The 14720-nt window shown below is 61.4% G+C and carries 14 protein-coding genes; 9 read left to right on the top strand and 5 right to left on the bottom strand.

Going from position 1 to position 14720, the window contains the following annotated elements:
* Positions 1-65: 65 nt before the first annotated feature.
* From GGD53_RS14905 to GGD53_RS14890, 4 genes are all read right to left on the bottom strand, one after another.
* Positions 66-869 (bottom strand): Ku protein, encoded by an 804-nt coding sequence (locus GGD53_RS14905; RefSeq protein WP_184457211.1) that lies wholly within the window; start codon positions 867-869, stop codon positions 66-68.
* Between the two features lie 93 nt (positions 870-962).
* Positions 963-2108 (bottom strand): right-handed parallel beta-helix repeat-containing protein, encoded by a 1146-nt coding sequence (locus GGD53_RS14900; protein WP_184457209.1) that lies wholly within the window; start codon positions 2106-2108, stop codon positions 963-965.
* 222 nt (positions 2109-2330) lie between these two features.
* Positions 2331-3353, bottom strand: coding sequence for an ABC transporter permease subunit (locus tag GGD53_RS14895; RefSeq protein ID WP_184457207.1), 1023 nt, complete (start codon positions 3351-3353; stop codon positions 2331-2333).
* Positions 3337-4872: a sugar ABC transporter ATP-binding protein gene (locus tag GGD53_RS14890; RefSeq protein WP_184457365.1), complete on the bottom strand. Its 1536-nt coding sequence runs from the start codon at positions 4870-4872 to the stop codon at positions 3337-3339. Before GGD53_RS14890 ends, GGD53_RS14895 begins: the two co-directional genes overlap by 17 nt.
* A gap of 16 nt (positions 4873-4888) precedes the next feature.
* Here GGD53_RS14890 and GGD53_RS14885 point away from each other — a divergent pair, with 16 nt between their 5' ends.
* A complete protein-coding gene (locus tag GGD53_RS14885; protein ID WP_184457204.1) occupies positions 4889-5032 on the top strand; it encodes a hypothetical protein in 144 nt (47 codons plus the stop codon).
* Here the strand turns inward: GGD53_RS14885 and GGD53_RS14880 are convergent.
* On the bottom strand, positions 5025-6011 hold the full coding sequence (locus tag GGD53_RS14880; RefSeq protein WP_184457202.1) for a sugar ABC transporter substrate-binding protein: 987 nt from the start codon (positions 6009-6011) through the stop codon (positions 5025-5027). The genes GGD53_RS14885 and GGD53_RS14880 overlap by 8 nt on opposite strands.
* Before the next feature lie 323 nt (positions 6012-6334).
* Here GGD53_RS14880 and GGD53_RS14875 point away from each other — a divergent pair, with 323 nt between their 5' ends.
* The 8 genes from GGD53_RS14875 to GGD53_RS14840 all read left to right on the top strand — a co-directional run bounded on the left by GGD53_RS14875 (position 6335) and on the right by GGD53_RS14840 (position 14714).
* Positions 6335-7345: a LacI family DNA-binding transcriptional regulator gene (locus GGD53_RS14875; protein ID WP_184457200.1), complete on the top strand. Its 1011-nt coding sequence runs from the start codon at positions 6335-6337 to the stop codon at positions 7343-7345.
* 218 nt (positions 7346-7563) lie between these two features.
* Positions 7564-8295, top strand: coding sequence for a FadR/GntR family transcriptional regulator (locus GGD53_RS14870; protein ID WP_184457199.1), 732 nt, complete (start codon positions 7564-7566; stop codon positions 8293-8295).
* The gene (locus tag GGD53_RS14865; protein ID WP_184457197.1) at positions 8292-9878 is read left to right on the top strand and encodes an ABC transporter substrate-binding protein; all 1587 of its coding nucleotides are present in this window, start codon (positions 8292-8294) and stop codon (positions 9876-9878) included. Before GGD53_RS14870 ends, GGD53_RS14865 begins: the two co-directional genes overlap by 4 nt.
* 82 nt (positions 9879-9960) lie before the next feature.
* Positions 9961-10920 carry an ABC transporter permease gene (locus GGD53_RS14860; protein ID WP_184457195.1) on the top strand — a complete coding sequence of 320 codons (960 nt, stop codon included), beginning with the start codon at positions 9961-9963 and terminating at the stop codon, positions 10918-10920.
* Between the two features lie 3 nt (positions 10921-10923).
* Positions 10924-11799, top strand: a complete 876-nt coding sequence (locus GGD53_RS14855; RefSeq protein ID WP_184457193.1) for an ABC transporter permease — start codon at positions 10924-10926, stop codon at positions 11797-11799.
* Between the two features lie 19 nt (positions 11800-11818).
* Positions 11819-12736, top strand: coding sequence for a dihydrodipicolinate synthase family protein (locus GGD53_RS14850; RefSeq protein WP_184457191.1), 918 nt, complete (start codon positions 11819-11821; stop codon positions 12734-12736).
* An 8-nt stretch (positions 12737-12744) separates the two neighbouring features.
* The gene (locus tag GGD53_RS14845) at positions 12745-13764 is read left to right on the top strand and encodes an ABC transporter ATP-binding protein (RefSeq protein ID WP_184457189.1); all 1020 of its coding nucleotides are present in this window, start codon (positions 12745-12747) and stop codon (positions 13762-13764) included.
* A complete protein-coding gene (locus tag GGD53_RS14840) occupies positions 13761-14714 on the top strand; it encodes an ABC transporter ATP-binding protein (protein ID WP_184457187.1) in 954 nt (317 codons plus the stop codon). The genes GGD53_RS14845 and GGD53_RS14840 overlap by 4 nt, the downstream gene beginning before the upstream one ends.
* The last annotated feature ends 6 nt before the right edge of the window (positions 14715-14720 follow it).

The raw sequence follows: 14720 nt of genomic DNA, 5'->3' as shown, positions 1-14720 counted from the left end.
CTCCAACCTTTTGGATTTACGCAATTCCGGACGGAAAACCGCTTCGCACTTTTCCTGGAATTGCTCTAACGCGACTTCCGCCCGCCTTCCGCCGTCAGGCTCTTCTTCAGCGCATCCATGATGTTGATGACGTTGCCGGTCGATTTCACCGGTGCGGGTTTTTTGGCGGGTGCGGCCTTCTTCAGGCTCTTCTGCTTGTTGCGGATCATCGATTTCAGCTGCTTCTGGATCGGGTCCTGCACCATGGTCGGGCTCCAATCCTTCGTCTCTTCCTTCACCAGCCGCTTCATCAGCGTCAGCAGCTTGCTGTCGACCTTCGCCTTATCGTCGATTTCGGCCGAGGGTTCGCGCACCTCGTCGCCATAACGCAGAGTCCAGAGCACGATGCCCTTGCCTTGAGGCTCCAGGAGAACGGCGCGCTCGCGGCGATAGAGAACAAGGCGGGCAATGCCGACGACGTCATTCGCCTTCATCGCCTCGCGGATGACGCAGAAGGCTTCCACGCCGACCTTGTCCTCCGGCGCCAGGAAATGCGGCTTGTCGTACCAGACCCAATCGATCGAGCCGCGCGGGACGAAACTCTCGATATCGATGGTGCGGGTGCTTTCGAGCCCGACCTCCTCGATCTCCTCATCTTCGAGAATGACATAGTCGTCCTCCCCGCGTGGGAAACCCTTCACCTGGTCACGGTCAGCCACCGGCTTATGGGTGACGCTGTCGACATAGCGGCTTTCGACACGATTTTTCGTCTGGCGATTGAGGACGTGGAAGCGCACCTTGTTGCTTTCGGTTGTCGCCGGCGTCAGCGAGACGGAGGCGGTGACGAGCGAGAGCTTGAGATAACCTTTCCAGAACGTCTGACGTGCCATGACTGTCCTGCCCTCCCGAAGCGATGGAACTTGGCAATCAACGGCAAAAACCGGCCTTCGGTTCCAGGCCCGGCATTGCCGGCAGCACTTGGCTCAGATCGAGAGATACCGCTTCTGCCACGGCAGCTTCTTTTCCTCCCATGCGCGCGGCGTGAACTCGTCATAGGCGGTTTCGGCGATCGCGAGCATCCAATTGCGGCCCTTACGGGCCAACAGCACGCAAGACAATTCCATGCCAGGCGCGACGGCAATCGACGGCCGGTTGGCGCCAGGAATATCCAATCCCTTGTCGCGCCACTGGATGACGATCTCATCGGGCTCGGATGTCCATTCCCCCGAGGCAACCGAGGCCTTGCCGTCGGAATTGAAGCGGAGCGGCGGCGCCACGACGTTCAGAAAGCTGCCGTCATTATGATAATTGCCGTCGATCTGACCGCTGGTGGCTTCACCCTTTCCCTTCAGAACCATGTCCTGGCCGCATCGCATGAATATGTTGCGCCGGAAGCTCCCCGACCATGGCCGATTGGCGAAGAAGGCGATGTCGCATCCGTTGATGACGTTGTCGTGGATGTCGATGTCCTTGCGAAAGGCCCGCTCCTGGTCGGAAAAGCCGCTCAGGCTGATGCCGCGATTATTGTTCTCGATCCAATTGTCATAGACATGATGGCCGGTACGGTCTGCCTTGTCTCCGATGCCGTAGCCGAAGGAATAGTCGTTCATCCTGCCGTCGCGCATGATGTTGCTGCGCACCACGGCATCATCGCCGACCGATGAAAAGGAGAAGTTCTTGCCGCCGATGAAATTGTACTCGACGAGATAGTTGCGGGTTTTATCGCAGACCAGGGCACCTTTGTTCGAGGTGCTCGTCGGCGACTGCAGGAAGAGGTTGCCGCGGATCACGACGTCCGAACTGATATTGTCGTCGCTGTTCTGATAGGCGAACTGGCAGCAGTCCGCGCCCTCGCCCGGAGCCGCCCCCATGCGATTGTTTTCCAGAAGAACGTTCTTCGTCTTCGTCAGATAGATGCCGTCGCCCTTGACATTCTCCGTTTCACAGCGCCTGACGACGAGGTTGTTGCCGTTGTGAAACTTGAAGCCACGAGGCGAGTTCTTGACGATGACGTCTTCGACCACCGTATCGGAAAACACCTGATAGGCGACGCCGATATCCTCTGCCCCGTCGATGACCTCAGCCCGGGTGGACGCTCCGTGAACTTTTTTTCGCAGGACTGCAGGCATCGGATCTCCATCGACGCGGTTACCGCAGCGCTGCGCATCTTCTCAGATGCGCCAAGGGTGCGGCTAGGCTTTGAGCTGCTGCAGCATTATCCTTAAATCAATTCCGATCTAAGACATACGCTGTCGCGTCGAATTAATGCAGGGCATGTGGCAGGAGTTTGACGGCCTGCCTCGACTTCACACGCTGCCATGCGACCTCAGAGGCCCACGCCTGGCGGTCGGTCACCGCGTTTCGAGTATCCGCATCAACCGGCCGCGATAGCTGTCCAAGATGACGGCAAGCACGATGACGGCGCCGATGACGATCGGCTTGATGTTGTCGTCGGCGCCCAGCAGCTGCAATCCCGTCGACAGCACCTGCAGAATGCAGGCACCGACCAGCGTTCCGACGATCGAGCCCTTGCCGCCCGAGAGGCTGGTTCCGCCGATGATGACCGCGGCGATCGCATTCAATTCATAACCGATGCCCGCAACCGGACTGCCGACATTGAGGCGGAGCAGATAGACCATGGCCGCGATGCCGGCCGTCAGGCCGGAGATGGTGAACACCGCGATCTTGTAGCGTTTCGGCTCATGTCCCGACAGCCGCACAGCCTCTTCATTGGTGCCGATCGCGAAGACGAAACGCCCGAACACGGTGTAACGCAGCACGAACCAGCCGACGAGGACGACGACGATCGCAATCAGAAAGATCGACGGGAAGATGCCCCCGAAGATCAGATTTCCGAAATCGACAAAGGGCTGTGGCAGGCCGGTGATGGTGGAGTTGTCGCTGACGACGCGGGCGAGACCGCTGGCGACATTCAGCATGCCGAGCGTGACGATGAAGGACGGCAGCTTCCACTTTTCGCAGACCCAGCCGTTGATGGCACCGAGGACCGCGCCGGTGCCCATCGAGGCGAGTGAAGCGAGCACAATCGCCTGCCAGGGCGAGAGCCTGGGGTCGATCATGATCGTCGCGCCGATGACCGTGCAAAGGGCCAGCAGCGAACCGACCGAGAGATCGATGCCGCCAACCAGGATGACGAAGGTCATGCCCGAGGCAAGCACAGTGTTGATGGCAATCTGCACGAAGATCTTCAGGAAATTCTCCGGCGTGGCGAAATAGGGCGCCGTCGCCGAGAAGAAGATGACGATCAGGATGAGGGCGATGGCAACGCCTGCTTCTTTCATCGAGATCCGGATCAGCTTGTCCCAGAAGCCTGTTTCTTTCGCTTCGACCTTGGTTTCAATGTTGCCGGACACGACTGTACTCCTTGTAAGCGAGTGAGAGGATCCTGCTCTCTTCGAATTGATCCCGCGCGATTTCGCCGGCGATCTTGCCGTCCGACAGGACGATGATGCGATGGCAGATGCCGATGAGCTCCGGCAGATCCGAGGATACGACCAGAACACCCTTTCCTTCCGCGGCAAACTTCCAGAGAAGCTCGTAGATTTCAGCCTTGGCGCCGACATCGATGCCGCGGGTCGGCTCATCGAAAATCAGCACTTTAGGACCGCGGAACAGCCATTTGGCGATGACCACCTTCTGCTGGTTGCCGCCCGAAAACGTTCTGACCAGCTGATGGACCGAGGGCGTTTTGATGCGCAGCTCGCGCACGAGGCGCTGCGCGTTTTCGTTCTCCATCCTGCGGCTGATCAACCCGTTCCGGGAGATCTTGCCGAGATCAGTGACCGTGGTGTTTTCCGCGCAGCTCATGTCGAGCATCAGGCCCTGCAGCTTGCGGTCTTCGGTCGCCAGGCAAAGGCCGGCGGCAACCGCATCCTTTGGCGAATGGATCGCAACCGGCTTTCCGTCGACGCGGATTTCGCCGCCGGCTTTGGCGTCGGCGCCGAATATGGCGCGGACCGCCTCTGTCCGGCCGCTGCCCACAAGCCCGGCAATGCCGACGATTTCTCCCTTTGCCACGGAAAAGGACAGTTCCGGGCTGTTGCGTGTCACCTTCAGGCCGGAAACGCCAAGCGCCTCGCCGAACACGGCGCTGTCACTGCGAAAGACGCCGTGATCCGAGAGCGTTCGCCCGACCATCAGCTCGACGATGTCGGGGATGGCCAAGCCGGACAGCGGACGCGTGATGACATGCTGGCCGTCGCGCAGCACCGTGACGTCATCCCCGACTTCGAAAATCTCCTCGAGCCGGTGCGATATATAAAGCGTCGTCACCCCACGCGCCTTCAGCCGCTTCAGAATTTCGAACAGCCGGTCGACTTCCTTGGACGTCAGGGTTGCCGTCGGCTCGTCGAGAACGAGCAGCTTGCTTTCGTAGCAGAGCGCCTTGGCGATTTCGAGCAGCTGCAGTTGCGCGACGCTGAGGCGACTGGCGAGCGTCGTCGGCGCCACATCGAGGCCGACTTCCGCCAGCAGTTCGGCCGCCCGGCGGTTCATTTGCCCGTAGTCCACCAGGCCGTATCGACGCGGAAGATGCTCGAAGAGCAGATTTTCAGCGACGCTGAGATTGGAAAGCGGATGGAGTTCCTGGTGGATGATGCGGATGCCGGCCTTGAAGGCCTCCAGCGGCGAGGCAGGATGATAGGGCCTGCCGTCAAACGAAATGTGGCCATCGTCCGGCTTGAAGACGCCGCCCAGCAGGTTGATCAAGGTCGACTTGCCTGCGCCGTTTTCGCCGAGCAGGACGTGGCCCTTGCCGCGGCCGATCCGCATGGAAACGTTCCTGAGCGCGACGACGCCCGGGAAGCGCTTGCCGATCCCTTCCAGCTTCAGGATGTGGTCATCTGCTGCGTCCGACACGTCCACCTCGTGCATGATCTGTTTGAATTCGATGGCCATCACCACACATGCGCACTCCGAAAGCCGCAACGAGCGCCATCGGGTGATCACCATGAAGTCGGGTGGCAGCGGTCAGCGCCGGCAGCAGCCGGCGCTTCCTTTTGTCTTAAACCAGTCGGCGATGGCGATTATTTGAGGTCGCCTGACGTGACGAGCTTGATGTCGGTCTTGACCCAGCCGGTGAACTTTTCGCCGGCAAGTTCACGCATGCCATAGTCGATGCCCATGACCGCCATCTGCGCGCCATATTGCTCGACGGTGGCAAGCATCTTGCCGTCCTTGATCAGCGGCTGCACCGGCGGGATGTTGTCGAAGCCGACGACCTTGATCTTGCCGGCCTGGCCGGTTGCATCAAGAGCCTTGACGACGCCCAGCGCCATGGAATCGTTGGCCGCCATGACACCTTGAATGTCCTTATACTTCGTCAGGAAATTCGTCATGACGGTGTTGGCTTCTTCTGTCTCCCAATGGGCGGTCTTGCTGTCGAGAAGCTCGAGCTTGCCCGACTTGACGGAGTCCATGAAGCCTTCCTTGCGCTCCTTGGCGTTGTCGGCCTCAGGATTGCCCTCGAGAATGACGACCTTGGCGCCCGCCCCCAGATCCTTGGCCAGCGCGTCGCCGGCGAGCTTGGCGCCTTCGCGGTTGTCCGGGCCGAAGAATGCCAGGTCGATGCCGGCTGCCTTCTTGGCATCGGCATCGAGCGGCACGTCGATGTTGATGACCTTGACGCCTGATTTCACGGCCTTTGCAAGCGGCGTGGCCATCGCCTTCGAATCGGCCGGAGCGACGACGATGATGTCGTATTTCTGCGTCACGAAGTTCTCGACGGCATCGACCTGAGCGGCAAAATCACGCTCGTCCTTCATGCCGACGGCCTTGAAGTCGAACTTGTCCTTGTTCTCGGCCGCATATTTATCGGCACCGGCCTTCATCTGCTTGAAGAACTCATTGGACAGAGACTTCATGATCAGGCCGACCTTCGGCTTGCCGGCCGCGAAAGCGGGCGACACGCCGCAGGACAGTGCGAGCACCAAGGTGCCGGCAAGTCCAAGCTTCAATGCCGCACGGCGCGGCGCACGCATCAGGACGGAATCACGCTTCGTAGATTGGGACATTTCTCTCCTCCGAACGGTTCCGGGCCTATCCTCACCTGAGTACCCTCATGATGAACCGTTTCCAACAGCACTTGGGTAACAACGGTCCGCGGGATTGTCAAGGCAGCCAAAATGGCTGGATATAGGAGAACGCGGCACCAATCCTGACTTTCTCGAGACTCGATGGTGAACCGTTTCCATTGAATGCCGGTGTTCCTCGTGTTATGCAGACGCCGTCAAATTGACTGCGGCCCTTTGACGAAGGCGATGGAGACCATTAGCTGAAGCCCGGTCGGGTGCCTCCGCGTCCCCGAGACTGAAATGAAGGGACATGTTCTTCCATTATGCCAAAGGTCGGAATTCGAGACGTTGCCAAACTTGCCGGCGTTTCCACCGGAACTGTCTCGCGGGTCCTGAATGACCATCCCGCCGTGACGGATGAGCTGAGGGGACGCGTCAGACGCATCATCGACGAGCTCGGCTATATGCCGGACCCGTCGGCCCGAAGCATGCGCAGCAAGGTCAGCCGGCTCATCGGCATCGTCATTCCCGATCTCACCAATCCGTTCTTCTCGGAACTCGTGCAGTCCGCCGAACAGGCGGCGGCGAGCCATGGCTACAACATCATCGTCATGACGTCTTTTGACGATGCGGCCAAGGAGGCAGACCGCATCGGGCAGCTGACAAGCCGGAAAGTCGACGGCATCATCCTCGTTCCCAGCAATGATTTCCATACGCTCAAGCTGCCGAAGGGACTGCCGATCGTCGTCGTCGACCGTCTCATGCCCGGATATTCCGGCATCGCCTCCGACCACCGCGCCGGCGTGCGTCTCGGCGTCGAGCATCTTTTGCAGCTCGGCCATCGCCGCATCGGCTTCATCTCAGGCCCCAGACATTCCGTGCCTGCCAATGATCGCCTCAAGGGTTATCTGGACGCCATGGGGCAGCCCGACGACGGCGGACAAGGTCAAGGGTTGCCGCTGATCGCCGAGGCGGCTTTCGATTATGAAAGCGGACGATCGGCGGGAAACTACCTGCTGGCACGTGCCCGCAGCGAACGGCCGACCGCCATCTTTGCAAGTTCGGATCAGCAGGCGATCGGCTGCATGAGAGCGGCACATGATCTGGGAATACCGATACCCGCAGCGCTTTCTATTGTCGGATTCGACGGCATCCCGCTCTCGAGCATGACCACGCCGCGGCTGACAACCGTCAAGCAGCCGATTCAGAAGATTGCCGCCGCGGCGGTCGCCGTCTTGTTGAACAGGCAACCGACGCCAGATCTCGACCACCCGATCCTGCTCGCCTGCGAGCTTTCGGAAGGGGAGACGACCGCTCCACCGCAACCCGATTGAGCGTCGGCGGCAGGCCTTTCGTATAGTTTTCCGCCGCTCACTCGGGCTGCGGATCCGTCGCAACGCGCGGCGATTCCTCCCATCACCACCATGACTACCGCCGGCGCTCCAAGCGTCCGCGTCCGACCTTGCGCCGACATCCCGAAGTGAATCCTGTTGACGGATATCCTACAAGTGGATATGTCTCTAGCATCTCCACTGCAGACGAATGAGAACGCATGTCGCTGAAATCCATGAAGCCCCTCACCCGTGCGCCTCTTCTCCACGTCTCCGTGCAGGAAAGCCTGCGCGCCTATATCAGCGACAACGGATTGAAGCCCGGCACGCTGCTTCCGGCCGAATCCGACCTGGCGAACCAACTCGGTGTCAGCCGCAATTCCCTGCGCGAAGGCATCAAGGCGCTGGAATCGCTGGGTGTGCTGGAATCGCGCCGGGGTGTCGGCATCTTCGTAAAGGCATTCTCATTCGAGCCGCTGCTCGACAATCTCGCTTATGGCCTCGGCGGCGCCTTGCGCCAGATCGAAGAAGTGATCGAGATCCGCCGCACCCTCGAAGTCGGGCTAATCGGCAAGACGCTTGAGATGATCGGCGACGACGATATCGCCGAGCTGCGCGCCACGGTGGAGCGCATGCGGGTCCATGCGGAGCGTGGACAATCCTTTGCCGACGAAGACCAGCTTTTTCATACCCTACTCTTCCGCTGCCAGAACAACATGACCCTTGCCCGGCTGATCGACGTGTTCTGGCTCGCCTTCTACAAGGCGTCCGATTTCGTCAATCTCGACAATGTCGACCCTGTCGCCACCTGGAGGGATCACGCGGCGATCGTCGATGCCATCGAGGCGAAGGACGTCGCGGAAGCGCAGAAGCGCCTGGACCGCCATTATGACGGCATTTCCCGGGTGATCGCAGCCAACAAGAAAAGTGCAAATCTGGGAGGAGCACAATGAAACGACTGCAAAGACTATCATCGGCCATCGCATTGACTGCTTTGATGGCGACGACCGTCGTCCCGGCCTTCACCGGCCCCGCGCAGGCAGCCACGCTGTCCGGCGGCTTCGATGTCGGTCCCGGCGGTTTCCAGGGCAATTTCAATCCGCTCGCCGCGACGGGCGGCTTCACGTGGCTCAGCGTCTATTTCGAGCCGCTGGTGACCTATGACGAGAAGCTCGAGAAGGTCGTCGGCCAGCTCGCCTCGTCCTATGAGGTCAGTCCCGACCAATTGACCTACACCTTCACGCTTGCCGATGCGAAATGGCATGACGGCAAGCCTTTCACGGCAAAGGACGCCAAGTTCACCATCGAGCTCGCCAAGAACGCCAAGACCGGCTCCGTCCTGGCGGCCCGCCTGAATGCCGTTTCCTCGGTCGAGGCCAAGGACGACAAGACCCTGGTCATCAAGCTCTCGGCCCCGTCCGCCAGCCTGATGGACACGCTGACTAAGGTGATGATGCTGCCGGAGCACGCGCTTTCGCAGATCCCTGCCGATCAGCTCGCCAAGAACACATGGTGGTCCACCGCGCCGATCGGCACAGGGCCGTTCAAGTTCAGCAAATATGTCACCGATCAATATGTCGAACTTGTCGCCAACACCGACTACCGCGGCGGCAAACCGGCGCTCGAAAAGATCATCAACCGCTATTTCGCCAATCCGGCAGCGGCGATCGCCGCACTGCGCGCCGGCGAGATCCAGTTCACTTATGTCGATTCCAACGATCTGAAGGCCTTCAACGACAATAAGGATTTCCGCGTCATCGAAGGCAATTCCTTCGTCGTCAACTATCTCGGCTTCAACCACGACTCGCCGATCTGGAAAGATGTTCGGGTCCGTCAGGCGGTGATGTACGCGATCAATCGCGATGCAATCATCCAGAGCCTCTACGGCGGCGCGGCGAAACCTGCAAACTGCGCCTATGTCGCCGATCAGGTGGTGCCGAAAGGCATCGAGACCTATGCCTATGACCCGGAGAAGGCCAAGCAGCTGCTGAAGGAGGCCGGCTGGGATGAGATCAACGGCAACAAGCCGATCACCCTTCTGACCTATTACACGACGCCGCTTGCCGCCAATGTCATGGCGGCGGTCCAGGCGATGCTCGCCCAGGTCGGCATCAACGTAACGCCGCGCGCCGTCGACACCCCGACCTACAACAGCATCGTACTCAATCCGACGCCTGACGTCGCACAATTTCAGATGGTCTATGCCGGCCTGCAGAACGGCCCGGATCCGGGGAGCATCAATGTCGGCCTCAACGAAAAGCAGATCCCGCCGGCCGGCCCGAATGTCGCGCGCGTGCGCATGCCGGTGCTGACGGCCGCTCTCGACGCGGCGCTTGCCGAAACGGATGCTGCAAAGCGCGACGGCCGTTACCAGGACGTCTGCAGGGTGATGAACAAGGAACTGCCCTGGGGTCCGCTATGGGTGGCGAAACGGTACGGCGTCGCCGCCTCCAAGCTGAAGGACTTCGTCTGGACCCCTGCTCCCGGCGGCGGCCCATATCAGGCGCATCCGGAGAAATGGGCGATCGCCGAATAGGGCGTAACGCATCCCGAGAAGCATAGGTCGGTCCCGCGCGTCTTTCGAGGCGCAGTGGGCCGCCCGCACAGGAACGGATTTCATGCTGAGATACAGTCTCCGGCGCCTGCTGATCGGAGTGGGCATGCTGCTTGCCTTGAGCGTGCTGATCTTCGCCATGCTGCGCCTCACACCCGGCGATCCGATCGACGCCTATATCGACCCCAATATTCCGATGTCGTCGTCGGATCTTGCCGAGCTGCGCGCCACGCTCGGGCTCGATCAGCCGCTGCCGGTGCAGTATCTTGGCTGGCTGCGCCAGGCGCTGACGGGCAATCTCGGCTATTCGATCAAGCGGCCGGACCAGCCGGTGCTCGGCCTCGTGCTCTCGCGCGTCGGCCCGACAGTCCTCTTGATGGGATCCGCGATCGTGATCGCGATCGTTGCGGGCATCGCGACCGGCGTCGTCAGCGCGGTTCGCCGCAACTCCATCACCGACCTGTCCCTGTCGGTCTTCGCAGTCACCGGTATTTCCAGCCCGCCCTTCCTCAGCGCTCTTGTCGGTCTCTATCTCTTTTCGGTCTATTTCAACTGGATGCCCTCCGGCGGCATGCTGACACCGGGCCAGGAATTTTCCGTCACCGACCTTCTCCATCACCTCATCCTGCCCGCGACATTGCTGGCCGTCGCCCAGACAGCGCTGATCATGCGCTATATGCGCGCCTCGATGCTGGAGGTCCTGAACCAGGACTATGTGCGCACCGCCCGCGCCAAAGGCGTCTTCGAATTCTGGGTCATCACCAAACACGCTTTGCGCAATGCGCTGCTTCCCGTCATCACGCTGATCGGCTCGACCATCGGCCTTGCGATCGGTGGCGCGATCTTCATCGAAAGCGTCTTCAACTGGCCCGGCATGGGCCTGCTCATGGTCGATGCCGTGGAGGGTCGCGACTATCCGGTGATCATGGGTTCGACGCTGGTGATCGGCGCCTGCGTCATCGTCGTCAATCTTCTGACCGACCTTGCCTATGCGGTGGTCGATCCGCGGATCAAGGTGGGCTAAGCGATGCTGGCACGAAACCCTGCCCGCAGCCCGGGCCCGATCGTACGCTCCCTGCATCGCTTCCTGCTCAACCGGACCGGCCTGCTCGGCCTCTGCATGATCGCGCTGATGATCGCCGCGATCCTTTCCTATCCGCTGTGGTGGAGCTTCAAGCCCAACGACATCGATCTCATCGCGATGAATGCGCAGCCGGGGCCGACACACTGGTTCGGCACGGATGGGGTCGGCCGCGACATCCTCGCCCGGGTCCTGGACGGCGGCCGCATTTCGCTGCTGGTGGCCCTCACCTCGACCGTCATTTCCGCCATCATCGGTTTCCTGATCGGCGCCGTCTCGGCACTTGCCGGCCGCTTTGCAGATGCGGTCACGATGCGGTTCGTCGATCTCGTCATGACGCTGCCGCCGGTCATCTTCCTGCTGGTGCTCGCCTCGATCGCCGGCACCGGCATCTGGCCGACGGTCTTCGTCATCTCGCTTCTATCCTGGCCTCTGCTGGCGCGAATGGTGCGCTCGCGGCTCTTGGAACTTCGCGAACGCGACTTCGTGATGGCGGCAAGAGGCATGGGGGCGGGTCTGCCGCATCTCCTCTTCCGCCACGGCCTGCCGAACTCGATCGACATCCTCGTCGTCTTCGCGACGCTGCAGATCGCCAATGCCATCCTGCTCGAGGCCGGACTTTCCTTCCTCGGGCTCGGCATTGCGCCGCCGGCGGCAAGCTGGGGCAACATGCTGAATGCCGCCCGCTCTACCGCCGTGCTCGAACAATACCCCTGGCAGTGGCTGTTTCCCGGCGGGTTCCTGGTGCTTGCCGTCCTTGCAATCAACTTCATTGGCGATGGTCTTCGCGATGCCTTCGACCCTCGCGCCGAATTAAACTGACGATCGAAAGAAAGCGAAAATGAGCAAATTCAAGGGTGTCGTTCCTCCCGTCATAACCCCGCTGAACAAGGACTACACGGTCGATTACCCGTCCTACACCCGGGTGCTCGAAAATCTGATCGAGGCCGGATGTCATGGCCTGTTCGTGCTCGGTTCGACCAGCGAGGTGATCTTCCATGACGAAAAGAGCCGGGAGGAGATCATCGAGCATTCGGCCAAGGTCATCAACGGTCGCGTACCGCTAATCGTCGGCGTCATCGACCCGACCACCGACAGGGTCATCAACCATGCCAGGACCGCGAAATCGGCCGGCGCCGACGCGGTCGTCGTCACGGCGCCGTTCTATACGGTCACCAGCCAGGCCGAGATCATCGATCACTTCCGCTATATCCGCGACGCCGTCGACGTACCGCTGATCGCTTATGACATTCCCGTCTGCGTGCATGTGAAACTGCAGCGCCAGACCAGCGTGACGCTTGCGAAAGAGGGAACGATCATCGGCATCAAGGATTCGAGCGGCGACGACGGCAATTTCCGTTACGTGCTGCTCGATCTCGCCGACCACAAGGACGTCTTCCTGATGACCGGCTCCGAAATCGTCGTCGATACGGCGCTGCAGATGGGCGCCCATGGGGTGGTGCCTGGCATCGCCAATGTCGATCCGCACGGTTACGTCAGGCTCTGGAATGCCGCCCAGCGCGGCGACTGGGCCGCGGCCCGCAAGGAGCAGGAGCGCCTCTGCCGGCTCTTCGAAATCGTCTGGGTCGGTGCAGGCCGCGTCAGCGGCGGCGCCGCCGGCATCGGCGCCTTCAAGGCCGCGATGAAGAGCCTCGGTATCATCGATACGGCGCTGATGCCGCGTCCGCGGGCAGCCCTCAACGAGGCCGAAACGGCAAGGATCGACGAAATCCTGCGCGCGACCGGCCTGCTTCCCTGATGGACGCCATGCAACAGACCGCCGACACCATTCTCGACGTCAAGGGACTGCGGACCGTCTTCCGTATCCGCTCGGGCGAAGTGACGGCGGTCAACAGCATCGATCTGACGGTGGCCGCCGGCGAGACGCTTGCTCTCGTCGGCGAGTCCGGTTCGGGCAAATCGGTCACCAGCCTTTCGGTCATGCGGCTTCTGACCCGCAATATCGGTGCGATCGCCGCCGGCAGCATCCATCTGAAGCGCAAGAACGGCGCCGTCAGCAATCTTGTCTCGCTCGCCGAACACGAGATGCGCGCCATCCGCGGCAATGATGTCGGGATGGTCTTTCAGGAGCCGATGTCGAGCCTCAACCCGGTCTACACCATCGGCGACCAGATTTCCGAGCCGATCCGCATCCATCGCTGGGCGGACCGGAAGACCGCGATGGATGCGGCCGTCGCCCTTCTCGACAGCGTCGGCATTCCCGATGCCCGGCGCCGCGCCGGTCAATATCCGCACGAGCTCTCCGGCGGCATGCGCCAGCGCGCCACGATCGCCATGGCGCTTGCCTGCGACCCGACGCTGCTGATCGCCGACGAGCCGACGACGGCGCTCGACGTCACCATCCAGGCGCAGATTCTGGCCCTGCTGCAGAAGCTGCAGCGCGAACGCGGCATGGCCATGCTCTTCGTCACCCATAATCTCGGCGTTGTCGCCGAAATCGCGCATCGGGTAGTGGTGATGTATGCGGGGCGGATCGTCGAGACCGGGCCAGTGGCCGAGGTTTTCCGCAATCCGAGACATCCCTATACGATCGGCCTCATGGCCTCGATGCCGAAACTCGGCGATGCAAGCCGGATGAAGCAGGCGGGTGAAAGGCTGGCGGCCATTCCCGGCGTCGTGCCGAGCCTGATGAACATGCCGGCCGGATGCGCTTTCCAGCCGCGCTGCAAATTCGCCATCGACGCCTGCCGCCTGGCTCTGCCGCCGCTTGCCGAGGTCAATCCGTGCCACCAGAGCCGCTGCATTCGCTGGCAGGAGATCCGATGAACGACCCCCTTCTCTCCGTCCGCGACCTTGGCAAACATTATGCGTCCCGCGGGACCAGACTGACAATTCTACAGGCTATTTCCTTCGATATCGGCAAGGGCGAGGTGGTCGGGCTGGTCGGCGAATCCGGCAGCGGCAAGACGACGATCGGCCGATCGGTCCTGCGGCTGGTCGAACCGTCGGCCGGCAGAGTCCGCTTCGACGGCACCGAACTCACCACCTTGTCCTCATCCGAAATGCGGCGTCTGCGGCCGCGGATGCAATATATCTTTCAAGACCCGTTCGCGAGCCTGTCGCCGCGCATGACGATTGGCGAAATCCTGACAGAGGGATTGAAGATCCAGGGCCTGGGGACGGCAAGAGAGAGATTGGAACGCGCCCGCCGGGCGCTCGAACAGGTCGATCTTCCGCCGGAGGCCGTCAACCGGTACGCCCACGAATTCTCGGGCGGCCAGCGGCAGCGGATCGGCATCGCGCGTGCGCTGACGCTCGCGCCGGAATTCATCGTCGCCGACGAGCCGGTCTCGGCGCTCGATGTCTCGATCCAGGCGCAGGTGATCAATCTTCTGCGCGACCTGCAGCAGCGCCTTGGTCTGACCATGCTGTTCATCAGTCACGACCTCGCCGTCGTCGAATATATCTGCGACCGGGTGATCGTGCTCTATCTCGGCCGGATCATGGAAATCGCGCCCAGTGCCGAGCTTTACGCCAGGCCGCTGCATCCCTACACGCGGGCGCTTCTTTCTGCGATCCCCTCGCCCGATCCCGATGCGCCGCGCGACCGCCAGATCCTGAAGGGCGATATTCCGAGCCCCGCCAATCCGCCGAGCGGTTGCGTCTTCCGCACGCGCTGTCCGAATGCCCTGCCCGCCTGCGGCGAGACCGTGCCGGAGCTGCGCGAAATACAGCCCGGGCATTTCAAGGCCTGCATCCGTGATGACCTGAACTGAAGGACT

Origin of the sequence: Rhizobium aethiopicum (assembly GCF_014197535.1) — a bacterium.
Classification (GTDB): domain Bacteria; phylum Pseudomonadota; class Alphaproteobacteria; order Rhizobiales; family Rhizobiaceae; genus Rhizobium; species Rhizobium aethiopicum_A.
Note: the sequence above shows the minus strand (reverse complement) of the source record. Positions and strands in the feature narration are given on the sequence as shown.

What these genes read in the sequence shown, in the direction of transcription:
- GGD53_RS14905 (WP_184457211.1), bottom strand. Translation starts at nt 869, where the DNA reads ATGGCACGTCAGACGTTCTGGAAAGGTTATCTCAAGCTCTCGCTCGTC.
- GGD53_RS14900 (WP_184457209.1), bottom strand. Translation starts at nt 2,108, where the DNA reads ATGCCTGCAGTCCTGCGAAAAAAAGTTCACGGAGCGTCCACCCGGGCT.
- GGD53_RS14890 (WP_184457365.1), bottom strand. Translation starts at nt 4,872, where the DNA reads ATGCACGAGGTGGACGTGTCGGACGCAGCAGATGACCACATCCTGAAG.
- GGD53_RS14885 (WP_184457204.1), top strand. Translation starts at nt 4,889, where the DNA reads ATGGCCATCACCACACATGCGCACTCCGAAAGCCGCAACGAGCGCCAT.
- GGD53_RS14880 (WP_184457202.1), bottom strand. Translation starts at nt 6,011, where the DNA reads ATGTCCCAATCTACGAAGCGTGATTCCGTCCTGATGCGTGCGCCGCGC.
- GGD53_RS14875 (WP_184457200.1), top strand. Translation starts at nt 6,335, where the DNA reads ATGCCAAAGGTCGGAATTCGAGACGTTGCCAAACTTGCCGGCGTTTCC.
- GGD53_RS14870 (WP_184457199.1), top strand. Translation starts at nt 7,564, where the DNA reads ATGTCGCTGAAATCCATGAAGCCCCTCACCCGTGCGCCTCTTCTCCAC.
- GGD53_RS14865 (WP_184457197.1), top strand. Translation starts at nt 8,292, where the DNA reads ATGAAACGACTGCAAAGACTATCATCGGCCATCGCATTGACTGCTTTG.
- GGD53_RS14860 (WP_184457195.1), top strand. Translation starts at nt 9,961, where the DNA reads ATGCTGAGATACAGTCTCCGGCGCCTGCTGATCGGAGTGGGCATGCTG.
- GGD53_RS14855 (WP_184457193.1), top strand. Translation starts at nt 10,924, where the DNA reads ATGCTGGCACGAAACCCTGCCCGCAGCCCGGGCCCGATCGTACGCTCC.
- GGD53_RS14850 (WP_184457191.1), top strand. Translation starts at nt 11,819, where the DNA reads ATGAGCAAATTCAAGGGTGTCGTTCCTCCCGTCATAACCCCGCTGAAC.
- GGD53_RS14845 (WP_184457189.1), top strand. Translation starts at nt 12,745, where the DNA reads ATGCAACAGACCGCCGACACCATTCTCGACGTCAAGGGACTGCGGACC.
- GGD53_RS14840 (WP_184457187.1), top strand. Translation starts at nt 13,761, where the DNA reads ATGAACGACCCCCTTCTCTCCGTCCGCGACCTTGGCAAACATTATGCG.